25 protein-coding genes and 1 tRNA gene are annotated in these 22641 nt (G+C 35.9%); 16 read left to right on the forward strand and 10 right to left on the reverse strand.

The genetic code is table 11. The annotated features are described in order from the left end of the window. Window positions 1-537: 537 nt before the first annotated feature. The 4 genes from thrS (at window position 538) to rplT (ending at window position 3751) form a co-directional block, all read left to right on the forward strand. Complete coding sequence (gene thrS, locus FBT53_RS15450) at window positions 538-2478, forward strand: threonine--tRNA ligase (protein ID WP_136952096.1); 1941 nt, start codon at window positions 538-540, stop codon at window positions 2476-2478. Window positions 2479-2507: 29 nt separating this feature from the next. Continuing rightward, window positions 2508-3065 carry a translation initiation factor IF-3 gene (gene infC / locus FBT53_RS15455; RefSeq protein ID WP_370324230.1) on the forward strand — a complete coding sequence of 186 codons (558 nt, stop codon included), beginning with the start codon at window positions 2508-2510 and terminating at the stop codon, window positions 3063-3065. A gap of 44 nt (window positions 3066-3109) precedes the next feature. Continuing rightward, complete coding sequence (gene rpmI, locus FBT53_RS15460; protein ID WP_010520027.1) at window positions 3110-3307, forward strand: 50S ribosomal protein L35; 198 nt, start codon at window positions 3110-3112, stop codon at window positions 3305-3307. A gap of 99 nt (window positions 3308-3406) precedes the next feature. After that, window positions 3407-3751, forward strand: coding sequence for a 50S ribosomal protein L20 (rplT, locus tag FBT53_RS15465; protein ID WP_136952098.1), 345 nt, complete (start codon window positions 3407-3409; stop codon window positions 3749-3751). Between the two features lie 51 nt (window positions 3752-3802). Here the strand turns inward: rplT and FBT53_RS15470 are convergent, their stop codons facing one another. Beyond that, window positions 3803-4225, reverse strand: coding sequence for a secondary thiamine-phosphate synthase enzyme YjbQ (locus FBT53_RS15470; RefSeq protein WP_136952099.1), 423 nt, complete (start codon window positions 4223-4225; stop codon window positions 3803-3805). A 69-nt stretch (window positions 4226-4294) separates the two neighbouring features. Here FBT53_RS15470 and FBT53_RS15475 point away from each other — a divergent pair, with 69 nt between their 5' ends. The 3 genes from FBT53_RS15475 to FBT53_RS15485 all read left to right on the forward strand — a co-directional run bounded on the left by FBT53_RS15475 (window position 4295) and on the right by FBT53_RS15485 (window position 7887). After that, window positions 4295-5092 (forward strand): HAD family hydrolase, encoded by a 798-nt coding sequence (locus FBT53_RS15475; protein WP_136952100.1) that lies wholly within the window; start codon window positions 4295-4297, stop codon window positions 5090-5092. Between the two features lie 228 nt (window positions 5093-5320). Further along, the gene (locus FBT53_RS15480; RefSeq protein ID WP_136952101.1) at window positions 5321-5725 is read left to right on the forward strand and encodes a response regulator; all 405 of its coding nucleotides are present in this window, start codon (window positions 5321-5323) and stop codon (window positions 5723-5725) included. A 62-nt stretch (window positions 5726-5787) separates the two neighbouring features. Further along, complete coding sequence (locus FBT53_RS15485) at window positions 5788-7887, forward strand: ATP-binding protein (RefSeq protein ID WP_136952102.1); 2100 nt, start codon at window positions 5788-5790, stop codon at window positions 7885-7887. On the opposite strand, the gene FBT53_RS15490 is transcribed toward FBT53_RS15485, so the two are convergent. The 5 genes from FBT53_RS15490 to tgt form a co-directional block, all read right to left on the reverse strand. Beyond that, the gene (locus FBT53_RS15490; protein ID WP_240729849.1) at window positions 7884-9116 is read right to left on the reverse strand and encodes an asparagine synthetase B; all 1233 of its coding nucleotides are present in this window, start codon (window positions 9114-9116) and stop codon (window positions 7884-7886) included. The genes FBT53_RS15485 and FBT53_RS15490 overlap by 4 nt on opposite strands. Window positions 9117-9162: 46 nt before the next feature. Beyond that, a complete protein-coding gene (gene dnaB / locus FBT53_RS15495; protein ID WP_136952103.1) occupies window positions 9163-10710 on the reverse strand; it encodes a replicative DNA helicase in 1548 nt (515 codons plus the stop codon). Between the two features lie 169 nt (window positions 10711-10879). Beyond that, window positions 10880-11833, reverse strand: a complete 954-nt coding sequence (locus FBT53_RS15500; protein WP_136952104.1) for an acetyl-CoA carboxylase carboxyltransferase subunit alpha — start codon at window positions 11831-11833, stop codon at window positions 10880-10882. Window positions 11834-11923: 90 nt separating this feature from the next. Then, window positions 11924-13006 (reverse strand): LptF/LptG family permease, encoded by a 1083-nt coding sequence (locus tag FBT53_RS15505; protein ID WP_136952105.1) that lies wholly within the window; start codon window positions 13004-13006, stop codon window positions 11924-11926. Beyond that, entirely contained in the window at window positions 13006-14136 is a 1131-nt protein-coding gene (gene tgt, locus FBT53_RS15510; RefSeq protein ID WP_136952106.1) for a tRNA guanosine(34) transglycosylase Tgt, read from the reverse strand. Before tgt ends, FBT53_RS15505 begins: the two co-directional genes overlap by 1 nt. 157 nt (window positions 14137-14293) lie before the next feature. On the opposite strand from tgt, the gene FBT53_RS15515 reads away from it, so the two are divergent. Genes FBT53_RS15515 through FBT53_RS15525 form a run of 3 tightly spaced genes read left to right on the forward strand, consistent with a single transcriptional unit; the run spans window position 14294 to window position 16757 of the window. Next, a complete protein-coding gene (locus tag FBT53_RS15515; RefSeq protein WP_136952107.1) occupies window positions 14294-15139 on the forward strand; it encodes a transketolase in 846 nt (281 codons plus the stop codon). Between the two features lie 18 nt (window positions 15140-15157). Beyond that, the gene (locus FBT53_RS15520; protein ID WP_136952108.1) at window positions 15158-16111 is read left to right on the forward strand and encodes a transketolase family protein; all 954 of its coding nucleotides are present in this window, start codon (window positions 15158-15160) and stop codon (window positions 16109-16111) included. 58 nt (window positions 16112-16169) lie between these two features. Then, on the forward strand, window positions 16170-16757 hold the full coding sequence (locus FBT53_RS15525; protein ID WP_136952109.1) for a porin family protein: 588 nt from the start codon (window positions 16170-16172) through the stop codon (window positions 16755-16757). Window positions 16758-16824: 67 nt separating this feature from the next. On the opposite strand, the gene FBT53_RS15530 is transcribed toward FBT53_RS15525, so the two are convergent. Then, window positions 16825-17775, reverse strand: a complete 951-nt coding sequence (locus FBT53_RS15530) for an FKBP-type peptidyl-prolyl cis-trans isomerase (protein WP_136952110.1) — start codon at window positions 17773-17775, stop codon at window positions 16825-16827. A gap of 82 nt (window positions 17776-17857) precedes the next feature. Here FBT53_RS15530 and FBT53_RS15535 point away from each other — a divergent pair, with 82 nt between their 5' ends. Genes FBT53_RS15535 through FBT53_RS15545 form a run of 3 tightly spaced genes read left to right on the forward strand, consistent with a single transcriptional unit; the run spans window position 17858 to window position 19309 of the window. After that, window positions 17858-18238: an RNA-binding S4 domain-containing protein gene (locus FBT53_RS15535; RefSeq protein ID WP_136952111.1), complete on the forward strand. Its 381-nt coding sequence runs from the start codon at window positions 17858-17860 to the stop codon at window positions 18236-18238. Then, window positions 18228-18806, forward strand: a complete 579-nt coding sequence (locus tag FBT53_RS15540) for a methyltransferase domain-containing protein (protein ID WP_136952112.1) — start codon at window positions 18228-18230, stop codon at window positions 18804-18806. The genes FBT53_RS15535 and FBT53_RS15540 overlap by 11 nt, the downstream gene beginning before the upstream one ends. Before the next feature lie 5 nt (window positions 18807-18811). After that, window positions 18812-19309, forward strand: coding sequence for a phosphoribosyltransferase family protein (locus tag FBT53_RS15545; RefSeq protein ID WP_136952113.1), 498 nt, complete (start codon window positions 18812-18814; stop codon window positions 19307-19309). Here FBT53_RS15545 and FBT53_RS15550 read toward each other — a convergent pair. Further along, on the reverse strand, window positions 19301-19816 hold the full coding sequence (locus FBT53_RS15550; RefSeq protein ID WP_136952114.1) for a shikimate kinase: 516 nt from the start codon (window positions 19814-19816) through the stop codon (window positions 19301-19303). The two genes, FBT53_RS15545 and FBT53_RS15550, sit on opposite strands and share 9 nt — an antisense overlap. 120 nt (window positions 19817-19936) lie before the next feature. On the opposite strand from FBT53_RS15550, the gene FBT53_RS15555 reads away from it, so the two are divergent. The 3 genes from FBT53_RS15555 (at window position 19937) to FBT53_RS15565 (ending at window position 21553) form a co-directional block, all read left to right on the forward strand. Then, window positions 19937-20009 (forward strand) — tRNA-Lys (locus FBT53_RS15555). Between the two features lie 159 nt (window positions 20010-20168). Then, complete coding sequence (locus FBT53_RS15560) at window positions 20169-21260, forward strand: MBL fold metallo-hydrolase (RefSeq protein ID WP_136952115.1); 1092 nt, start codon at window positions 20169-20171, stop codon at window positions 21258-21260. A gap of 80 nt (window positions 21261-21340) precedes the next feature. Next, window positions 21341-21553, forward strand: a complete 213-nt coding sequence (locus FBT53_RS15565; RefSeq protein WP_136952116.1) for a DUF2945 domain-containing protein — start codon at window positions 21341-21343, stop codon at window positions 21551-21553. Here the strand turns inward: FBT53_RS15565 and FBT53_RS15570 are convergent. Next, window positions 21550-22044 carry a hypothetical protein gene (locus tag FBT53_RS15570; RefSeq protein ID WP_136952117.1) on the reverse strand — a complete coding sequence of 165 codons (495 nt, stop codon included), beginning with the start codon at window positions 22042-22044 and terminating at the stop codon, window positions 21550-21552. The genes FBT53_RS15565 and FBT53_RS15570 overlap by 4 nt on opposite strands. A 53-nt stretch (window positions 22045-22097) precedes the next feature. Beyond that, entirely contained in the window at window positions 22098-22517 is a 420-nt protein-coding gene (locus FBT53_RS15575; RefSeq protein WP_136952118.1) for a hypothetical protein, read from the reverse strand. Window positions 22518-22641 lie beyond the last annotated feature (124 nt).

Here is a 22641-nt window from a genome sequence, read left to right on the forward strand (position 1 = left end):
CTTGCAAGAAAATCTCTCGATTTTCTCCGCTACCTTATCGGCTAAGCGGCTGCAAATGTACAACTGTTTTTTAAACTGGCAAGCTTTTTTTGAAAAAAAATTTATTTTCTTTTTTTTCTCACCAAAAACAAGATGTAAATGAACTTTGCTGTTCCTTCAAAACCAAACTCGTAAGCTTCGTTTTTCCGGGGCTGCAAATCTACAACCGTTTTTTTAATTGGCAAGGTTTTTTTGAAACTTTTTTTTTCAAGCTACCCGCTTTAAAAACAATATGTCAATGAGCTTCTTTTCTCATCCCCTTAACAACTATACCGCTGTTTTTCGGGCTGCAAATATACCACCCTTTTCCTTTATTATCCTAACTTTTTATCGCCTTTTTTTAATCTTTTTTGGAAAGTAACTGAATATCAAGCTCTCATCACACAAAAAAAGTGATAAAATGTGTTTTAAATACCTACACTTATAGTATTGCTACAATTATACAAGGTCTTATCTTTGCTGCCACTAGTATTATATATAAGTATAAGTAAGTATACCATGATCAAAATTACCCTGCCAGATGGTGCAATTAAGGAAGTAGCAAAAGATACTACTCCCCTAGCTATTGCTAAAAGTATAAGTGAAGGATTGGCGCGCAACGTCATCTCTGCGAAATTTAACGATACTGTTGTAGAAGTATACACTCCGTTAACTACAGATGGCACCCTTACCTTATATACATGGAATAATGATGAAGGCAAAAAAGCATTCTGGCATTCTTCTAGCCATGTTCTTGCACAGGCGCTAGAAGAACTATATCCTGGAATTAAATTAACCATTGGACCCGCTATTGAAAATGGGTTCTATTATGATGTAGATTTTGGAGCTAATGTAATTTCTGAAAAAGATTTTCCTAAAATAGAAGCAAAGGCTTTGGAAATTGCCAGAGGTAAGCACGATTTTTCTATGCGAGAAGTATCTAAGCAAGAGGCCCTAGACTTTTACAAAAAGCAAGGAAACGAGTTTAAGGTAGAACTAATAGAAAATTTAACCGATGGAGAAATCACATTTTGTGACCACAGTAGCTTTACAGATTTATGTAGAGGAGGCCATATTCCTAACACTGGCATTATAAAAGCATTTAAAATATTAAGTGTTGCAGGTGCGTATTGGCGAGGAAATGAAAACAATCCACAATTAACTCGCGTATACGGAATCTCTTTTCCAAAGCAGAAAGACCTAAAAGAATACTTAGAGCTTTTGGAGGAAGCTAAAAAACGAGACCACCGTAAACTTGGTAAAGAATTAGGATTATTTACTTTTTCGCAAAAAGTTGGACAAGGATTACCTTTATGGTTACCGAAGGGTGCTGCCTTACGAGAACGCTTAGAGGATTTCTTAAAAAGAGCCCAGAAAAAAGCTGGCTATGAAATGGTGGTAACGCCGCACATTGGGCAAAAAGAACTGTATGTAACCTCTGGACATTATGCTAAATACGGAGAAGATAGTTTTCAACCCATAAAAACTCCGAAAGAAGACGAGGAGTTTTTATTAAAACCCATGAATTGTCCGCATCATTGCGAAGTTTACAAAAACAGCCCTTGGAGTTATAAAGACCTACCTATAAGGTACGCAGAATTTGGAACAGTTTATAGATATGAACAAAGTGGAGAATTGCATGGCCTAACAAGAGTTAGAGGTTTTACACAAGATGATGCCCATATTTTTTGTACTCCTGAACAATTAGATGAAGAGTTTAAAAACGTTATAGATTTAGTATTGTATGTGTTTGGCTCTCTAGGATTTGAAAACTTTACCGCTCAAGTCTCTGTAAGGGATTTAGAAAATCCCGACAAATACATAGGTAACGTAGATAATTGGGAAAAAGCAGAACAAGCTATCATTAGTGCTGCCAAAGAAAAAGGTTTGGATTATGTTGTAGAAAGCGGGGAAGCTGCTTTTTATGGACCCAAATTAGATTTTATGGTGAAGGATGCCTTAGGCAGACAGTGGCAACTGGGTACTATTCAGGTAGATTATAATTTACCAGAACGTTTTGACCTAACCTATAAAGGCAGTGATAACGAGTTACATAGACCTGTAATGATACATCGTGCGCCATTTGGAAGCATGGAACGTTTTATTGCTATTTTACTGGAACATACAGGTGGAAACTTTCCACTTTGGTTGATGCCACAGCAATGTATTGTATTGCCAGTTAGCGAGAAACATGAAAATTATGCTCAAAAAGTTTTGAATTCGCTTGAAAATCACGAAATTCGCGCGCTCATTGATAATAGGAACGAGACGGTAGGTAAGAAAATTCGTGAAGCAGAACTAAAAAAGATTCCTTTTATGATTATTGTTGGCGAACAAGAAGAGGTCGACAATACAATATCCGTAAGAAAACACGGCGGGGAAGATTTAGGTAGCATAAGCGTTAAAGATTTCTCCGATTTGATTAAAAAGGAAATAAATAGTACCTTAAAATCGTTTTAGAAACTAAGTTTAATTAAAATTTTTAAGTCATAGCAATAAGAAGAAGATCAAGACCGCAACCACGCAGGGAAAACAAGAACCCTCACAATATCAATGACAAAATCACTGCAAGAGAAGTACGTCTTGTTGGTGACAATGTGGAAGTCGGTGTATACCCTACACGGAAAGCAATGGAAATTGCTCGTGAACAGGAGCTAGATTTGGTAGAAATTTCTCCAAAAGCTTCTCCGCCTGTTTGTAAAATTATCGATTACAAAAAGTTTTTGTACGAACAGAAAAAAAGGGACAAAGCATTAAAAGCTAAGCAGGCAAAAGTTGTAATTAAAGAAATTCGGTTTGGTCCACAAACGGATGATCATGATTATGAATTTAAAAAACGCCATGCAGAAAAATTTTTAAAAGAAGGTGCCAAGTTAAAAGCATATGTTTTCTTTAAGGGTAGATCTATTGTCTACAAAGACCAAGGAGAAATATTGTTATTACGTTTGGCTCAGGAATTGGAAGAACTAGGTAAGGTAGAACAAATGCCAAAACTAGAAGGTAAACGTATGACTATGTTTATTGCTCCCAAAACTGGTAAAAAATAAGCGGGACCCTATTATATAAATAGGTTTAAATACAAAAGAGGAAAATGCCAAAGATGAAAACTAAATCCAGTGCTAAAAAGCGTTTTAAGCTTACAGGTACTGGTAAAATCAAAAGAAAGCACGCTTTTAAGAGTCACATATTGACAAAAAAATCTAAAAAGCGTAAGCTTAAGCTTACTCATTCTACCTTGGTACACCAAAGTGATGAGAATAGCATTAAGGAACAATTACGTTTAAAATAATTGTTGCTTCGGTACATTAATTATTAACCCTGGAGTTAGGCCCAATAAAAGTTTCTTTTTTAATCAAAAGAGCGCCTACTACAAAAAAATGAAAACAGTATGCCAAGATCAGTAAATTCAGTTGCTTCACGCGCAAGAAGAAAAAAAGTGATGAAGCAGGCAAAAGGTTACTTTGGACGTAGAAAGAACGTTTGGACAGTAGCCAAAAATGCGGTAGAGAAAGCAATGCTTTATGCTTACCGCGACAGAAGAAATAAAAAGAGAAATTTCCGTTCACTTTGGATTACGCGTATTAACGCTGGTGCTAGAATGCACGGTATGTCTTATTCCCAATTTATGGGTAAAGCAAAAGCCAGTGGTATTGAGTTAAACCGTAAAGTACTTGCGGATTTAGCCATGAATCACCCAGATGCATTCAAAGCTATCGTTGACAGCGTAAAATAACATTTTTAAAACTTTATCCCGCTTTTAAAACCCACCTTCTCGGTGGGTTTTTTATTGTCCTATAACTGTGATTACTAAAGTTCTACTACCTCCGTAATCTCTATGTTCACCCAAATATATTCCTTGCCAAGTCCCCAAATTTAAAATTCCATCTGTTATTGGTATTTGTACAGAATTCCCTAACAGACTTGCCTTTAGATGTGCAGGCATATCGTCTGGACCTTCGTACCTGTGCTTAAAATATGGAGCATTCTCTGGAACCATTTTATTTAAATGGCTTTCAAAATCTAATCTAACTGTGGGGTCTGCATTTTCATTAATAGTTATACTTGCAGACGTATGTTTAATGAAAATAGTGCACATCCCTATCTTAATATCTTTTAATAGAGGAATGGCATTAAAAATATCTTTAGTAATTAAATGAAACCCCCTTGGTTTTTGCGCTAGTTTTATTTCTTTTTGAAAACTTATCATAGACTTATTTAAACTAAATTTTACATCATTCTATCTTAACCAACTACCTTTGTAAATTAATGTTTACTTATGGACTTTTCTAGAATAAAAATGGTAGTTACTGATATGGATGGCACTTTGCTTAACTCCAATCACGAAGTTAGCCATCAGTTTTATCAAATCTTTGAAAAACTTAAAGAACGTAACATTCAATTTGTCGCCGCAAGTGGTAGGCAATACCACAGCATGGCCTCTAAACTTGAAAGCGTTAAAGATGATGTTCTTTTTATAGCAGAGAACGGAGCAATGATAAAACGCATGAACAAAACTATCATGACTACTCCATTAGCAACTAAATACATACAAACTATAATCAACAAGGCACATTCCATTGCAGATGCCCATCCAGTCCTTTGCACCGAACATACCGCATTTGTAGGCAATACCTCTGACCAGTTCCTTACACTCTTAAAAGAATACTATAAAGAGTTTACGGTAGTAGATGACTTAAGTGCAATTAAAGAAGAAATCTTAAAAATTGCTATTTATCACTTTACGGATAGTGAAAAGCATCTATATCCGCATCTACAATTTTTAGAAAATGAATTAAAAGTAAAGGTTTCTGGTGCACATTGGGTAGATGTATCTGATAGTAATGCACATAAAGGTTTTGCTTTAGAAAAGGTAATGACACAACACGGTATTACAGCCGATGAACTTATGGTGTTTGGCGATTATAACAACGACTTAGAAATGTTACAACTTTCTAATTACAGTTATGCTATGGCCAATGCCCACCCCAATGTTAAAAAAACCGCTAAATATGAAACCTTAAGTAATGATGAAAACGGTGTGGAATTTATTCTAAATCAAATAATACAGACCTAAAAGTTAATACGCATAATACAATTTAATAAGATAGAAGCGTTATAAATTAAAGTATTACCTTACAGAATTATTTGTCATTTCTGTAAATAAAAGTAAAAATAGAACTATATTTCGGCAATAAAAGCGAATAGAATTGGCGAGTTAACCTATAATTTCTTTCGTTTTACAACATTTATTATTGACAAGCATCTAGATACGTTAGTTTGCACCCTTTTAACAACCAAACATATGTACAAAGAGATTTACCTAATTGATGATGAAGAGTTAGTAAACACTATTAACACCGTTCATTTTAGAAAACTCGGTTTAGAAGACAAGGTAAAAACCTTTACAAATCCAGAATTAGCTTTAGACGATTTACGGTTTAGAGATAATAAAAATGACCGTACCCTTATACTATTGGATATAAATATGCCAGAAATGACAGGATACGAATTTTTAGAATTTATGACTCTGGAAGATTTCCCCGTTACGAATGAAGTTTTAATGGTTACCTCTTCGGAGAGGCCAGAGGATAGGGAAAAAGCGAATGAGTATGCTACATATGTAAAAGAGTTTATTACAAAACCATTGAAAATAGACCAATTAGAGGCATATTTACAAAAGTCTTTTTCGTCCTCCTCTAAAATTTAAAGGAAAATTTTTTCTAAATAAGCTTCTCTAAAGCATTAGGGCTACATGTTTATTGATTGAAGATGCGGATTAAGGCTGAAGAAAACTATATAAAGAACTTCTCTAAGCTCCTATTATTAATAGGGGCTTGTGTGCTTTTATTCTGTACGGGAAGTATTTACTTGATTAGCCTTTATTTTTCTAAAGTACATGATAATGCTAGGATAGTAAATGTATCTGGCCAACAAAGAACGTTAAGTCAACAAGTACTTAAAGAAGCCTACAAGCATCAATTAAATAATAATAATTACTGGGCTTTAGAAGAAAAGCTCTTAGTTTGGCGGCAAAACCATCAACAACTTTCTTCTGATAATTCTAATTCTAGATTAGCCAAATACAATACAAGAATTACAGACAGCATTTACGGAAGAATTAGTAAAACGCAAGATCAAATTGGTCAACTATTAGTTGACCATCCTAAATTGACCAAAGCAAACCTTGAAGAGATATCTAGGTTAGAGGCTCAATATCTTCTTGGCATGGATACAATTGTGCAAGAATATCAAAAAGCTCATGAAAAATCTTTGGGTCAATTTAAAAAAATAGCCATAGGCATCATACTTTTTTTCATTGCAGTACTTTACTTCATCCTTTTAATTTTTGTTAGACCACTTATTCAAAAACTTAGGAAAAATTTAGAAGAAAGAAATATTAGAGAATCTAGAAACCAAGCTGTAATTAACAATACAAAAGATGCTATTTGGTCCGTAGATACAGAATTAAATCTATTAACTGCTAATACTTCTTATTTAAAGAACCAAGCCGAAAAAGGTTACGATTTAAAAGAAGGCGATAATATAAAAGGTTTGCTTTTATTTGGCGACTCTTTAAAAGATTACGATGCGGTATTTAAGGGTGAGTCTCTAACCAAAAAAGTTAATCTACCAACAGAGATGGGCTATAGAACCTTTGAACTTTATTTCTATCCCATTTATAAAGAAAAAGAAATTGTAGGCTGTTGTGTTAGACAGGCGGATATCACCCAAATACAAGAAACGTTTAAACGTTTGGAACGCGGGAAAGAAGAGCTTAAAGAAGCGCAACAAATAGCTGATTTTGGCAACTGGTATTGGAATATTAAAGAAGATGAAATATACATTTCTGAACATTTAAATAACATTTTTGGAATACCATTAGATCGGCGTAAAAACTATTTAACCTACCCTACATTAATGAACTTGATACATCCAGATGATAGGGAAGCATATGATATTAGCCTAAAAAACAGCCTTAAAGAAAGTGTGCCACATGATATTGTTTACAGGATAGAAATTGGCGGGCAGCTCAAATTTATACATCAAAAAGGTAGAACCTTTGAGGGAAATGATGATGGGCATTTACGAATGGCCGGTACAGCTCAAGATGTTACTAAAACTATTATTGCCAATCAAAAAATTGAAAATCAAAATAAAGAATTAGAAAATTTTATTTATATCCTTTCTCACAATCTTAAAAGACCTATCGCTAATATTTTAGCATTACAAGGTTTGTATGAGGAAGGAGATAATCCTATAAACGATGGCATTATAGCAAATATTAAAAGCTGTTGTGAAGCTTTAAATACAACCATTAAAGATTTAAACCTTTCATTATCATTAAAAGAAATTAGTAAAGAAGATTTTACTCCGGTAGACATTTGCGAAATTTTAGATGATATACAGGTATTGCTGAATAAGGATATTATTGAATCTAAGGCCAAGATTTATACTAAAATTACCCAAGATAAAATCATGGGAATCAAAAGCTACTTTGTAAATATATTTTACAATCTGGTCCTAAACTCCTTAAAATATCGCAATCCAGAGGTACCGCTAATTATAAAAATAAACGTTTTTCAAAATAGAGAACAGATAGTAATCCGTATAGAAGATAATGGCATTGGAATGCGGCTAACTCCAGAGCGAAAAAAGAAAATCTTTGATATGTACGGGCGTTTAAGTGGCAAGTCTGAAGGCAAAGGACTAGGGTTATATTTAGTAAAAACCCAAGTAGAAGCCATGTTTGGTAAGATAGATGTTGAAAGTGAACTAAACATAGGTACCACTATGATACTGCATTTTAAGACTGGTATAAACGAGAATATAGAAGAGGAAGACCTTAACCATGTTTACCTAGGTAATTAGGTTTTTTGCTTCTTTTTTTTAGCTGCAGGGAATAATACATTGTTTAAAATTAGTCTATACCCAGGAGAAGTAGGATGTAGTTCTAATTCTGTCTTTGGATCCCCTACCCTATGCTGGTAATCTTCTGGGTCGTGCCCGCCATAAAAAGTAAAAAAACCTTTTCCTTTTACACCGTGTACATAACGTGCTTCTCCATTTAACTTACATTCTCCTAAAACCATTACTGTTGGTTTAACCTCTTTAGGTTCAAATGCAGTTGTTTGCCCCATAAAACCTTTAACTAATGTAGTATGGTTTTGTGTTAACATGGTGGGTACTGGATCCCATTTTGCAGAAAACTCCATTAAACTAAAATAATCTGACTCTTTAGGAACGTTTCTTCTTTTTCTAGTCATGTCTATGGAAGAAAACTCATATTGTAATGGGCTGCGTTCTAAGGTAAAATTGGTAAATGCAAAAGTGCGATTGTAATCTAATTTAGACTGATAATTTGCATCAGAAGGGTCTCCATCAAACATTGGTTCACAAATATCAATGCCTTTGGCTGCCAAAGCAATATCAAAACTGTCTGTAGCGGAACACATTGCAAACATGAATCCCCCACCTATTACATAAGCCCTAATTTTTTCAGCAACAGCACTCTTCTCTTCCGCTACTTTAAAATAGCCAAACTTTTTGGCTCTTTCTTCTGCCAAACGTTTCCCTTCTATATACCACGGCGCAGCGCGGTAGGCTCCGTAAAATTTTCCATATTGTCCTGTAAAATCTTCGTGATGTAAGTGAAGCCAATCATATAATGCTAATTTGTCTGTAAGCACTTCTTCGTCATAAACCGTAACGTAAGGAATTTCTGCATAGGTAAGCACCATGGTTACTGCATCATCCCAAGGTTGATTATCTTTTGGAGAATAAACCGCAATTTTGGGCGCTTTTTCTAATACAACTGCTTCTTGATTTTGAGATGGACTGCTAATACCGTCTAATATGGATTGTGCCTCGCCATCTGTAAGAATTTCAAATGATACACCTCTTATTTGACACTCTTTACGAATAACCTCACCATCTGGTAAAAGAAAAGAACCTCCCCTATAATTTAACAGCCATTGTACCTTTTGTTGCTTGCTTAATATCCAATAGGTAAGGCCATATGCCTTTAAATGATTTTTTTGGCTTTCCGCATCCATAGGTAATAAAAGCATAGAACCCATTGCCGCTGGAATGGTTATCATACAAAACAGCAATACCAAATAAGCCTTTTTACTACCTTTTTTGGCATTAGAATGGAATGCCGTCGTCATCGTCTTCTGGAGCATCGTTAATAGCGCTTCCAAAGGCCTCGTCAGCACTCGGTAGACTAGACGGTGCAAATGGGTTTTCCTCATCGTCGTTCATCTTAGATTGAAACTCAAATGGAGAATCAAAGTCATCTAAGTTATCGAATTTACCTAAGTGACCAATGAACTTTAACCTAATATTTTCTAGGCCACCGTTACGGTGTTTTGCAACGATAAACTCTGCTTGACCTTGCGTAGGTGAGCGTTCTTCATCATCCCACTCTTCTATTTTATAATACTCTGGCCTAAAGATAAAGCTAACAATATCCGCATCTTGCTCAATAGCCCCAGATTCCCTAAGGTCAGAAAGTAATGGTCGTTTGCTACCACCTCTAGTTTCTACGGCTCTGGATAGCTGAGAAAGTGCAATTACTGGTACATTTAATTCTTTTGCTAAGGCTTTAAGGTTTCTAGAAATCGTAGAAATCTCTTGCTCCCTATTACCTCCTTTGGTACTACCACCAGCAGTCATTAACTGCAAGTAATCAATAATAATTAATTGAATGTCGTGCTGCGATTTTAGACGCCTAGCCTTTGCCCTTAGATCAAAAATGGATAAAGAAGGGGTATCATCTATAAATAATGGCGCCTTTTCTAATGCTTTAACTTTTACATTAAGTTGCTCCCACTCGTGTTTTTCTAACTTACCAGTACGTAGTTTTTCTGAAGACAAACCTGTCTCTGACGAAATAAGACGTGTAATTAGCTGTACCGAAGACATCTCTAATGAAAAGAATGCCACCCCGTGATTAGAATTAACAGCTATATTACGAGCCATAGAAAGAGTCATTGCTGTTTTACCCATACCAGGACGAGCAGCTACAATAATTAAATCACTAGGTTGCCAACCCGAGGTCAGCTTATCTAATTTATCAAAACCAGAGGGTATTCCACTGAGTCCTTCTTTATTAGAAATTTCTTCTATTTTCTTTTTGGCCTGAATTACCAAATTTTGAGCTGTCTCTGCAGAACGTTTTAGATTTCCTTGAGTTACCTCGTACAATTTAGCTTCAGCAGAATCTAATAAATCAAATACATCTGTAGATTCATTATAAGCCTCTTCTATAATTTGGTTTGAAATTTTAATTAGGCTACGTTGAATATATTTCTGAAGTATAATTCTAGCGTGGAACTCAATATGCGCGGAAGAAGCTACTTTTTGCGTTAATTTAATGAGGTAAAAATCGCCCCCAACCGCTTCTAGCTTTCCATCTTTCTTTAATTGCGTTGAAACAGTTAATAAGTCCACCGGCTCTGACGATTCAAACAGCATAAAGATAGCTTCAAAAATAAATCTATGCGCATCTTTATAGAAAGCGTCTGGGTGAAGTATATCAATTACTTCATCTACCCCTTTCTTATCAATCATCATAGCACCTAACACAACCTCCTCTAATTCAACGGCTTGCGGTGGTATTTTACCTTTTTCAAGGCTTATAATAGTGGATTTATCAATCTTACGACTCGGTATTGGGCTAGGTTTGTCCATAAATGCGAATGTATGCAATTAACCTTTAGTTAACTTTATAGAAGACCTATGGTATGTCCACAGGTCTTCAACAAAGTTATTGTTGATAACTTGCAAATTTGTGTTGATAACGTTAAAAAACCATTTTTTACGTTATACTAAAATGTAGTCGAAAACAGAAAGTCTAGGATTAGCCGTTGTATACTCCCATATCGGAGTATTTTTCCATTCGTTGCTTCACCAATTCTTTTGGTGATAACTTTTTAAGGTCTTCAAAATGTGAAATAATTTTGTTTCTTACGGTAGTAAATGTTTTATCCCTATCCATATGCGCACCGCCTAAGGGTTCTTTGATGATTTCATCTATCAACTTTTGGCGCTTCATATCTGTTGCGGTCAATTTTAAAGCATCTGCAGCTTGTTCTTTATACTCCCAACTTCTCCACAAAATAGATGAACAAGATTCTGGTGATATAACAGAGTACCACGTATTTTCTAGCATCAATACTTTATCTCCAACACCTATACCCAAAGCTCCACCAGAGGCACCTTCACCAATAATAATAACAATTACCGGCACTTTAAGGCGGGTCATTTCTAAAATATTCCTTGCAATGGCTTCTCCTTGCCCACGCTCTTCTGCCTCAATACCTGGGTAAGCACCAGGAGTATCTACTAAAGAAATAACAGGTATACCAAACTTCTCTGCAGACTTCATTAAACGTAGAGCCTTTCTGTAGCCCTCTGGATTGGCCATACCAAAATTCCTATACTGTCTAGTTTTGGTATTGTATCCTTTTTGCTGACCAATAAACATAAAAGATTGGTCACCAATTTTACCTAAACCGCCAATCATAGCTTTATCATCCTTAACAGTACGGTCTCCGTGAAGCTCCAAAAAGCTATCTCCACAAAGTGCATTGATATAATCTAAGGTATACGGCCTATTGGGGTGCCTTGACAACTGAACCCGTTGCCATGCGGTAAGATTTTTATATATATCTTTTTTAGTGTCTGCCAACTTCTTTTCTATTTGTTGACAGGTTTCTGTAACATCCACTTCACTTTCTTCCCCGATAATCATACATTTCTGCAACTGCTCTTCTAGCTCTTTAATCGGGAGTTCAAAATCCAAATATTCCATAAATAGTGTCTTGTAAGTTGGTTGGTGGCCACAAAGATATAAACTTTAATAGATTTTACATTTCCTTAAAGTATGCTCTTTACCACCTATTTATCGTTTTGCTTTTTGTAAAAGGTAAAATCCTATGATACCAAAAATTACATTTGGAATTAATACTGCTAATAAGGGAGAAAAACCAGATTGCTCTGCCATAGTCCCAAAAATACGGTCGAAAAAAATGTAGACCATTCCCAAGGCAATTCCTATTAATAGATTTAGCCCCATTCCCCCTCTGCGTTTAACAGATGAAACTGCGACTGCTATAATGGTTAATATAAACGCCGCCACAGGTAATGACCATCGCTTATATTTAGCCAAAATATACGTATTGATATTGGCTGCTCCTTTTTTGCGTTGGTCTTCTATAAATTCATTCAACTCAAATAAATTTTTAGTATCGGCTACATAGGATACTGGCGTTAAATCTTCTAATTGAAATGTGAATAAGGTATCCAGTCTTCTTTGGGTGGTAACAAATTCTTGACCATCCCTAATTTTTCTTTTGGTATAACTAGTTAAGCGGTAGGTGCTATCTTTATCCACCCAACGAATATTCGCTGCACTAATCTTATAATCTAACTGATTTTCCTTATTAAAATGCTCGTAGGTAAAATTGTACCCTATCTTTCGCTTTGGGTCAAAACTACTAACATAGATAAAATCTTGCTCGTTAAGCTGATTAAATATATTTGTGGTCTGCCGTGTCTGCCTTCCCTTTTTAAAGTACTTATATTCAAACTCATTAAAACCAATACTTGCATTGGGTACAATAAATTGCCCCATCATAAATATTAAAATGGCTACAAAGGTGGCTCCAATAAAATAGGGTCTTAAAAACCTTTGATAAGAAATACCTGAGCTTAACATGGCAACAATTTCCGTGTTGCTTGCCAATTTAGATGTAAAAAAGATGATAGATAAAAAGAGAAGAATAGGCATTAACAAATTACCTAACACCAAACTAAAGTTGCCATAGAATACAATAACTTCTGCTAATGGCGCTTCATTATCTATAATTTTACCAATCTTTTCTGCTAGGCTTATCATAATCCCAATTGGGATGAATAATAGCATAATGCCTATAAAGGTAACTAAGTAACGTTTTAAGATGTATTTATCTAAAATGGTCAGCATTACAGTCTGTTATCCATTTGTTTTACCATTTGGTTTTTCCACTCCGTAAAAGTCCCCTCCACAATTTTCTCTCTAGCAGTTCTTGTCAACCAAAGATAAAAACCTAAATTGTGAATGGTAGCTATCTGTTTTCCTAAATATTCGTTTGCCGCAAAAAGGTGACGCAAATATGCCTTAGAGTATTCTGTATCTACAAAAGTGATACCCGCTGGGTCTATTGGTGAAAAATCATCTTCCCACTTTTTGTTTTTTATATTAATGGTGCCTTGAGAGGTAAATAGCATACCGTTCCTTGCGTTACGGGTGGGCATTACACAATCAAACATATCCACACCTAAGGCAATATTTTCTAATATATTTATGGGTGTACCAACCCCCATTAAGTAACGCGGTTTGTCTTCTGGTAAAATTCCGCAAACTACATCTGTCATGGCATACATTTCTTCTGCGGGTTCACCAACAGATAAGCCACCAATGGCGTTACCTAAAGCACCTGCATTTGCAATATATTCCGCAGATTGTTTACGTAAGTCTGTATAGGTAGAACCTTGTACAATAGGGAAAAGTGTTTGCTTATAATCGTACTTTTCTGGCACCTTATTTAGGTGAGTAATACACCTATCTAACCATCTATGCGTCATATGCATAGAACGTTTGGCGTAGTTATAATCACAAGGATAGGGCGTACATTCATCAAAAGCCATGATAATATCTGCACCAATGGTACGCTGTATTTCCATTACGCTTTCTGGAGAAAAAAAGTGATAAGAACCATCTATATGACTTTTAAACTTCACTCCTTCTTCTTTAATTTTTCGGTTGGCAGATAAGGAATATACTTGGTAGCCTCCACTATCGGTTAAGATATTTCTATCCCACCCCATAAATTTGTGTAGACCACCTGCTTTTTCTAATATACCAGTACCAGGTCTAAGGTATAGATGGTAGGTATTCCCCAATATAATATCTGGATTAATATCGTCTCGCAATTCTCTTTGGTGCACTCCTTTCACAGATGCAACGGTGCCCACTGGCATAAAAATAGGGGTCTGTATCTTACCGTGATCTGTGGTAATTTCTCCTGCACGGGCCTTACTGCCCAAATCCTTTTGTACTAAGGTAAACTCCAATACGTGAATTTTAGTTGGCAAATATAGCCATCTCTGTTAGAGAATACACTTAATGAAAAAATAAAGTTCTATTCCGAAACCCTTTAGTAAAATAAAATATATTGGCTTGTATTGATGCGTTAATGACGTTACTTTTGTTGGATTAAATATTAAAAATATGCCTAACACACAGGAATTGCAGGATTTGGTAGTCCAAGTAAGAAGGGACATCTTAAGAATGGTACACAAGGTTAACTCTGGTCACCCTGGTGGCTCTTTGGGCTGTACCGAATTTTTAGTTGCACTCTATAATGAGGTTATGGAACTTAAAGAAGGATTTGACATGGACGGTAAAGAAGAAGATTTATTCTTTTTATCTAACGGTCATATTTCTCCTGTTTTCTACAGTGTTTTGGCACGAAGAGGATACTTTCCTATTGAGGAATTAGGGACCTTTAGACTCATAAATTCTAGATTACAAGGGCACCCTACAACCCATGAAGGATTACCTGGTGTACGAATTGCCTCTGGCTCTCTAGGTCAAGGTATGTCTGTCGCCATTGGTGCTGCAGAAGCCAAAAAGCTAAACGGCGATAAGCACTTGGTTTTTAGTTTACATGGCGATGGAGAATTACAAGAAGGGCAAAACTGGGAAGCTATTATGTATGCCGGCAGCAAAAATGTAGACAACCTTATTGCTACTGTAGATAGAAACGGACAACAAATTGATGGCCCTACTAGTGAAGTTATGGCCCTGGGTGATATAGGAGAAAAATTCCGCGTATTTGGTTGGGAAGTTATGACTATAGAAGATGGTAACAACCTAGAACAAGTAGTTGCAGGTTTACAAAAGGCAAAATCCTTAGCCGGTAATGGAAAACCCGTTTGTATTGTAATGAATACAATGATGGGTAACGGTGTAGATTTTATGATGCATACGCATGCTTGGCATGGTAAAGCTCCTAATGACGAGCAATTGGCAAAAGCGTTAGAGCAAAATCCAGAAACACTAGGTGATTATTAATTTTTAGAACAAAAGACAATGACAAAATATACAGATCAAGGAAAACAAGATACCCGTAGTGGTTTTGGTGCCGGAATGACAGAATTAGGAAGAACTAATCCTAACGTGGTTACCCTTTGTGCAGACCTAATTGGTTCTTTAAAAATAGACACTTTTATTAAAGAAAATCCAGAGCGCTTTTTTCAAGTTGGTATTGCAGAAGCAAACATGATTGGTATGTCTGCTGGTCTTACCATTGGTGGTAAAATACCTTTTGCTACTTCTTTTGCCAATTTTGCTACAGGTAGGGTTTACGATCAAATTAGACAGTCTGTAGCGTATTCTGGTAAAAATGTAAAAATATGTGCTAGCCACGCAGGTGTAACGTTAGGAGAAGATGGTGCTACACACCAGATTTTAGAAGATATAGGTTTGATGAAAATGCTTCCAGGGATGACGGTTATCAACCCATGCGATTTTAATCAAACAAAAGCAGCCACCATTGCTATTGCAGCGCATGAAGGTCCTGTATACCTGCGTTTTGGAAGACCAAAAGTGGCCAACTTTACTCCAGTAGACCAAAAGTTTGAAATTGGCAAAGCCCTAATGCTTAGTAAAGGGACCGATGTAACTATACTTGCTACAGGACATTTGGTATGGGAATCTTTAATTGCAGCAGAACGCTTAGAAGCTCAAGGCATTTCTTGCGAAGTAATAAATATCCATACTATTAAACCCTTGGACGAGGAAGCCATCTTAAAATCTGTTAAAAAAACTGGCTGTGTTGTTACCGCAGAAGAGCACAATTATTTAGGAGGTTTAGGAGAAAGTGTAGCTAGAACCCTTGCAATGCAGCTACCAACACCACAAGAGTTTGTTGCTGTTAAAGACTCTTTTGGAGAAAGTGGTACTCCAGACCAATTAATGGAGAAATACGGACTTAACAATAAGGCTGTAGAAGAAGCCGTTTTAAAGGTAATTAAAAGAAAGTAGCCTTTGGTATCATCCTTGATGCCTATTTGTTACGTATTACTTTAAAACAAGACACATTATGAAAAGAACACTTATGGCAGTGGCCATTTTGCTTTGCAGTTATGCAGGCATGGCCCAAGCAGATTCTGGCTTTGGTATAAAAGCGGGTCTAAACTACAACGGCAACGGAGATTATTTTGAGTCTGTTGGGGATGCTGCGCAAGACCCAGACAAAAACGTCGGGTATCACTTAGGTTTTTGGGGTAAAATAGGTAACCGCATCTATGTACGCCCAGAACTGGTGTATTCCGCAACAAAATCTGACTACGACAATGATGAGTTTAAAATGAAAAAATTAGACTTACCGGTTTTAGTTGGTGCCAAAGTTATTGGTCCAGTGCACGTTTTTGCAGGTCCTTCTTTCCAATATATTTTAGATACAGAGTTTGAAGGTATTACAATAGACGATGTGGATAATGATTTTACGGTAGGCATGAACATTGGTGCTGGCGTTAACATCGGTAGATTAGGAGTAGATTTGCGTTATGAGAGAGGTTTTAGTGATAATGAAGCCACTTTTATCAATAATAACATTACTACATTACCTACCAGTAGAGTAGATACAAGGCCAGACCAGTTAATTCTTAGTTTCAGTCTTAAATTGTAAACAAGACTTTAAAAATTAAAAAGCCCCTGAAATTCAGGGGCTTTTTTTGTGCGAAATATTTTCATCATTAGAAAGTATCTGGATCTAAATAATCTGGCAAACCGTCATTATCAGAATCTGTTAACGTAACACTTCCATCGGCATTTATTACTATTTCGTCTCGTGTTGGAGTACCATCACCATCATCATCGGTATCTCTAAAATTCGCCGTTGGTGTAATAAAATTATCAGTTTCAAATTCGGCATCTGTATTATCATCAAACAGGTAATTATTACCATTTAAATCTTCCAAAATGCTTGGTATTCCGTCTCCATCATTATCAGTATCAGCAACAAAAAGTCCCAACTCAATCTTAAACATAAGCACTGAATATGCCGGAATAGTTCCAGAAGCTGTAAAATAACCTAAGCCTGATGGCATTATTATTAAACCTTTACCACTATTTGTTATGCCTGTGGTGCCATCTTCATTGTCTAAAATCCCCTCAGCAGTACCCGCTTTTAATTGTGCAATTCCATTTCCATAACCACGGATTGTAAAAGGCAATTCTTGCCAAATAAAATTTGGAGAAGAATCAAACACTTCGCCATCCAAATACATACCCTCATACTTAATAAGCGTAGAATCTGCAATAGTTGGGTTTCCACCAGCTCCTTCTTTAGCCGTTAATACATATAAGGTATGTGGAATATCTACTTCTTCATCTCCGATACCCAATTGAGAGGAAGAAACGTTAATTTGTATCCGTTCCACAAAATCTGACAAGGGTGTTTTGCCCGCTGCATCTCCTGTTAAATCTTGTATGGTGATTTCTGGATTAGCCACTCCAGACCCATCTTCAAAATCCTCATAATTATAAGTATGGGTAGCCAAGAATTCTTGTATTTCCGTATCGTTTTCTGCAGCTACCTCTGCCAAGGTACGCAACTCTACTACGGTTGGTCCGTTACCATCATCGTCATCACTACAAGAAGCTAAAACCAATACAGCGGCAAGTAATAAAAGTATCCTATTCATTTAATATGTTTTGACTTTTAGCTGCGCAAGATACGATTTTCCATTATTTTTGAACTTTGCCTTAACTAAAGTTTGAAGCGAAATGCGGATTGATAAATATTTATGGTGCACACGCTATTACAAAACCAGAAACATAGCCTCTACAGCATGTAAAAAAGGTCAAGTAAAAGTAAATGGCAATGTGGTAAAACCGTCTAGAGAAGTTTACCCTTCTGACAAAGTTAGTTTAAGAAAAAACCAGATAGATTATCAGCTATTGGTATTAGACATACCACCCAACCGTGTAGGTGCAAAATTGGTAGACATCTACCGTAAAGATACGACGCCAAAAGAAGCTTTTGAACACAATGAGTTGTTACAACACGCTAAAGACCATTACCGCAAAAAAGGAACCGGAAGACCCACAAAAAAAGACCGTAGAGATATAGATGATTATTTAGATACACCAGAAGATGCTCAATAAAGATTTTTGGGAAGAGCGCTACAAAGAACAGAACACGGGCTGGGATATTGGCGCCATTTCTACACCACTAAAAACCTATATAGACCAACTTAATCATAAAGATTTAAAAATTTTAATTCCGGGAGCTGGTTACGGGCATGAGGCCATGTATTTACACCAAAACGGCTTCATTAATGTGTGGGTTATAGATATTGCAGCTCAGCCTTTAGCACATTTAGTCTCCAAAGGTTTCCCAAAAGAAAAATTACTACACAACAATTTTTTTGAACTTAAAGATTTAAAGTTCGATTTAATATTAGAGCAAACCTTTTTCTGCGCATTACATCCCAATTTAAGGGAGGACTATGTTGTACAAATGCAACAACTTTTAAAACCTACAGGTAAATTGGTTGGTTTATTTTTTGGAGTTGTATTTGAGAAAGAAGGACCTCCGTTTGGGGGAATTGAAGAGGAATATGTTAATCTTTTTAAGAAGCATTTTAATTTAAAACTTTTGGCACCCGCATATAATTCTATTAAGCCAAGAGCAGGTAAAGAGTTGTTCTTTATCTTTGAACCTTTAATTTAGCGTCCATGGACAACAAAATACTATCTCATAATCAGATAAAACATAAAACTGAGCGTATTGCTTACCAAATTCTAGAAGCTAATATAGATGAGCAAGAAATTGTGGTAGCGGGGATTAAAGGTGGTGGTTTGGTTTTTGCTAAAAAAATAATCAAGATTCTTCAAAAAATTACAGATAGTACCATTACCCTTTGCCAAGTAACAATGGACAAAAAAAATCCACTAGAAAGTGGAGTAACAACTTCTCTGGCAGAATCGGATTATAGAGACAAATCAGTTATTTTGGTAGACGACGTTCTAAACTCTGGCTCTACCTTAATTTACGGTGTTCATCACTTTTTAAAAACCCCGCTTAAACAGTTAAAAACGGCTGTTTTAGTAAACAGAAATCATAAAAAATTTCCTGTAAAGGCAGATTACAAGGGAATATCCCTATCTACCTCTTTAAATGAACACGTAAGGGTAGAACTTAACGGCAAAAGTGATGCAGTGTATTTAGATTAACTGCAATTTTATAGCTGCTAGCACTTCTTCCAAGTTTTTACCATTGCAATTTATAACGTGATTTGCTTTTTGATAAAAGGGATTGCGTTCAAATAAATGCTTGCCAATAAATTCTGCTAATTCCTCATCTGCTTGCGAAGCTATTAGCGGTCTTTTCGCCTTTTCTGATAACAATCGTTCCGTTAAATTACCAACAGAAAGATTTAAATAAAAAGATAAGGTAGTAGCCTCTTGTACTAATTGCATATTATTTCCGTAACATGGTGTACCTCCACCGAGTGATAAGATGAAGTTTTCATCACTTTTTAAAAGCTCAGAAAGTACAGCTGTTTCTAATTTTCGAAAGTAAATTTCTCCTTTATGAGAAAAAATTTCAGAAATTTTTAAATTTTCTTTCTTTTCAATTTCTTCATCTAAATCTAAAAAAGAAAGGCCTACCTGCTTCGCAAGTTCCTTACCCACAGTAGATTTACCACTCCCCATATATCCCAAAAGGATTATCTTCATAATTTTGAATGATTTTAAAATTCATAAAAAGACAAATTTATTACTATTTCTTCTTGATTAATTAATAATACGTCTTATATTTGCACCCGCTTTAAGGCACTAAGCCAACAAAAAAGCAATGACCTGGTAGCTCAGCTGGTAGAGCATTTCACTTTTAATGAAAGGGTCCTGGGTTCGAACCCCAGCCAGGTCACAAGAAAAAACCTTCCAAGAAATTGGAAGGTTTTTTTGTTTATAAGCTTCACAATTTTATTATAATCTCAATTGAACTTATCCTACAAAGCACAATCTGTTGTAGTTTCGCATTTGGTAAAATAATGAATACCTACAGGTGAAAGATTTAAAAAAAATAATGCAATACTTACTTATATCACTAGCAGCAATTATTGGCTTACTTGCACTAGGCACTTTATTATTTGTTTGGTTAAGTCCGCAAATGGGGCAGGCTCCTAAAGGCAAAGATTTAGAACGTATACAAACCTCTATCAACTTTAAGAACAAAAAGTTCATCAACCTCCAAAAAACAGAAATGGGAGATACTTGGGAGGCATTAAAAAAAACTCCAGAAATGTTTTCTAAAGAAGGTAAAGAGCCCACAGAGCCCCTGCCATCAGAATTTCAGCTAATTAAAAATACTGCTGCTGATAGCGCTTATGTAACATGGTATGGGCATTCTGCATTTTTACTTACCTTAAAAGAACAGCGTGTACTCATAGACCCCATGTTTGGCACATACGCCTCTCCCCTACCTTTTGGCTCCAAAAGATATGCTTATGCCAATGAAATACCTGTTGATGCTATAATGCCTGTAGATGTGGTCTTAATTTCTCATGACCATTATGACCATCTAGATTACCCAACTATTAAAAAAATTAAAGACAAAGTAGGCGTCTTTTTAGTACCATTAGGACTGGGGTCACATTTAAAAAGTTGGGATGTTCCTAAGGAAAAAATTATTGAGCTAGACTGGTGGCAAACGCACTCCTTAAACGGAATAACCTATACAGCCACACCTGCGAGACATTTTTCTGGTAGAGGGCTAACAGACCGTGATGCAACGCAATGGTCTGGATGGGCGGTTAAAACAGCTACACTTAACATATACTACAGTGGTGATAGCGGTTACGGAGACCATTTTAGGACAATAGGCCAAAAATTAGGACCATTTGATTTTGCTTTGATTGAATGTGGACAGTATAACGAAACGTGGGCGCAAATACATATGATGCCAGAAGAAAGTGTGGCTGCTAGTATAGATGTAGGCGCCAAAACTGTGTTGCCAGTACATTGGGGTGCCTTTAGATTGGCTCCACATGGTTGGACCGAATCTGTAGAGCGATTTACCAAAGAAGCAGATGCTAAAGGGCAAGCATATGTTACACCAACCATTGGAGAACGTTTGAACATCAATCATATACCTAAAACTAATGTCTGGTGGCGTTAACTGTGCTATTGGGTTAGTAAAGTTAGTTTTTGCAATCATGTAGCTCTAGCATCAAAATTATCTTAGCTAAAAAAATTGCTATGATAAGAGAAGGAACCGCTGTACAATGGAAATGGGGTAATGGAACAGCAGAAGGAAAAGTGAGTGAAACCTACACGGAAGAAGTAACCAAAACTATTAACGGTAATAAGGTAACCCGTAAAGGTTCTGAAGATGACAAGGCACTTTATATAGAACAGGAAGATGGTAGTAAGGTATTAAAAAGTGAATCGGAAGTAGAACGCGTAGACTAATCTTCTATAGGCCAACTTAATGCTTTAAGTACTTTTTTTAAGGCGATAGGATGTTGAGTTCCTATAAGGTATTTGTCTCCATTGTTCATTTTAAAATAGAGACCTTTATTGCCTTTAACATTGTAAACCGTTCCATACTTGGTCCAATACCGGATACCCCAGCCACCTACAAAACCATATTTTAAAACTTTTGCGGTAGTAATACCATTCTTTAGAAATTCCCTTTTTAGAAAAGGATAGAAATGTATTATTATCTTTTTGTCTGTTACTTTGGTGCGTAACCTCATTACATAAAACAACCAAAGAATACCCGCATATAATAGACCAAACCCAATAAAGGTTGGATTAGAAGCCGGGTTACTCCCATAAGGCTTGCCTAGGTAAAGTTGTTGGTACAGCCCATGACAAATGGGCAGAGCAATACCTAATAGCAATGTCCATAACCACCATTGGGTAAACCGTTGCTCTTCTTGGTAATGTATCTGCTTCATTTATAATTACACTTCATTTAAAGGTAATTATTTATTACTGATAAAATTAAAATTTATGCAGACGCAAACGGAGATTTATCGGATGGTAATTCCACTTTAGCTAATACCTTGTTTAGAGTGATTATAGCTTCTTTGTCCAAGTATACACTCTTTATACGAACCTTCCTCTCATTAGTAAATAAGGTATATTCCCCACCAAAAAGAGTAATATTATTAATATCTTTTGCTTTTATAGTTCTACTGTAGCCCATTAGCTGTGTTATTTTAAATTGAATACCATCCCAAGAAACATATGGATAGAACAAAAAATTTATTGAAAGTACTGCATAAATTACACCAGTTACTAAATATATAATGCTCGATATTTCCCAAGAATAATCATAATCCTTGTTAAACAATGCTAATGAAATCCAGATTATTGCAAAAACCAAATTAGAATATTTGTGTTTATTGCTGTAGGGTATATTTATCATATTAAAATTGCTAACCTTATAAATATAATCTAACTGTCTTGTCCTGAAATAGGTTGACCATTTTTTTGAGATTAAATGGTTAAAAATTCCAGTTGTTTTTTATTTTTTCTGTACGATTTGTACG

Origin of the sequence: Flavobacterium sp. ASW18X (assembly GCF_005144745.1) — a bacterium.
Classification (GTDB): Bacteria; Bacteroidota; Bacteroidia; order Flavobacteriales; family Flavobacteriaceae; genus Croceivirga.

What these genes read in the sequence shown, in the direction of transcription:
- FBT53_RS15535 (WP_136952111.1), top strand. Translation starts at nt 17,858, where the DNA reads ATGCGGATTGATAAATATTTATGGTGCACACGCTATTACAAAACCAGA.
- rpmI (WP_010520027.1), top strand. Translation starts at nt 3,110, where the DNA reads ATGCCAAAGATGAAAACTAAATCCAGTGCTAAAAAGCGTTTTAAGCTT.
- dnaB (WP_136952103.1), bottom strand. Translation starts at nt 10,710, where the DNA reads ATGGACAAACCTAGCCCAATACCGAGTCGTAAGATTGATAAATCCACT.
- FBT53_RS15560 (WP_136952115.1), top strand. Translation starts at nt 20,169, where the DNA reads ATGCAATACTTACTTATATCACTAGCAGCAATTATTGGCTTACTTGCA.
- FBT53_RS15505 (WP_136952105.1), bottom strand. Translation starts at nt 13,006, where the DNA reads ATGCTGACCATTTTAGATAAATACATCTTAAAACGTTACTTAGTTACC.
- FBT53_RS15515 (WP_136952107.1), top strand. Translation starts at nt 14,294, where the DNA reads ATGCCTAACACACAGGAATTGCAGGATTTGGTAGTCCAAGTAAGAAGG.
- FBT53_RS15470 (WP_136952099.1), bottom strand. Translation starts at nt 4,225, where the DNA reads ATGATAAGTTTTCAAAAAGAAATAAAACTAGCGCAAAAACCAAGGGGG.
- FBT53_RS15500 (WP_136952104.1), bottom strand. Translation starts at nt 11,833, where the DNA reads ATGGAATATTTGGATTTTGAACTCCCGATTAAAGAGCTAGAAGAGCAG.
- FBT53_RS15530 (WP_136952110.1), bottom strand. Translation starts at nt 17,775, where the DNA reads ATGAATAGGATACTTTTATTACTTGCCGCTGTATTGGTTTTAGCTTCT.
- FBT53_RS15565 (WP_136952116.1), top strand. Translation starts at nt 21,341, where the DNA reads ATGATAAGAGAAGGAACCGCTGTACAATGGAAATGGGGTAATGGAACA.
- FBT53_RS15525 (WP_136952109.1), top strand. Translation starts at nt 16,170, where the DNA reads ATGAAAAGAACACTTATGGCAGTGGCCATTTTGCTTTGCAGTTATGCA.
- FBT53_RS15570 (WP_136952117.1), bottom strand. Translation starts at nt 22,044, where the DNA reads ATGAAGCAGATACATTACCAAGAAGAGCAACGGTTTACCCAATGGTGG.
- FBT53_RS15540 (WP_136952112.1), top strand. Translation starts at nt 18,228, where the DNA reads ATGCTCAATAAAGATTTTTGGGAAGAGCGCTACAAAGAACAGAACACG.
- thrS (WP_136952096.1), top strand. Translation starts at nt 538, where the DNA reads ATGATCAAAATTACCCTGCCAGATGGTGCAATTAAGGAAGTAGCAAAA.
- rplT (WP_136952098.1), top strand. Translation starts at nt 3,407, where the DNA reads ATGCCAAGATCAGTAAATTCAGTTGCTTCACGCGCAAGAAGAAAAAAA.
- FBT53_RS15475 (WP_136952100.1), top strand. Translation starts at nt 4,295, where the DNA reads ATGGACTTTTCTAGAATAAAAATGGTAGTTACTGATATGGATGGCACT.
- FBT53_RS15490 (WP_240729849.1), bottom strand. Translation starts at nt 9,116, where the DNA reads ATGATAACCATTCCAGCGGCAATGGGTTCTATGCTTTTATTACCTATG.
- FBT53_RS15520 (WP_136952108.1), top strand. Translation starts at nt 15,158, where the DNA reads ATGACAAAATATACAGATCAAGGAAAACAAGATACCCGTAGTGGTTTT.
- FBT53_RS15550 (WP_136952114.1), bottom strand. Translation starts at nt 19,816, where the DNA reads ATGAAGATAATCCTTTTGGGATATATGGGGAGTGGTAAATCTACTGTG.
- FBT53_RS15480 (WP_136952101.1), top strand. Translation starts at nt 5,321, where the DNA reads ATGTACAAAGAGATTTACCTAATTGATGATGAAGAGTTAGTAAACACT.
- FBT53_RS15575 (WP_136952118.1), bottom strand. Translation starts at nt 22,517, where the DNA reads ATGATAAATATACCCTACAGCAATAAACACAAATATTCTAATTTGGTT.
- FBT53_RS15545 (WP_136952113.1), top strand. Translation starts at nt 18,812, where the DNA reads ATGGACAACAAAATACTATCTCATAATCAGATAAAACATAAAACTGAG.
- FBT53_RS15485 (WP_136952102.1), top strand. Translation starts at nt 5,788, where the DNA reads ATGCGGATTAAGGCTGAAGAAAACTATATAAAGAACTTCTCTAAGCTC.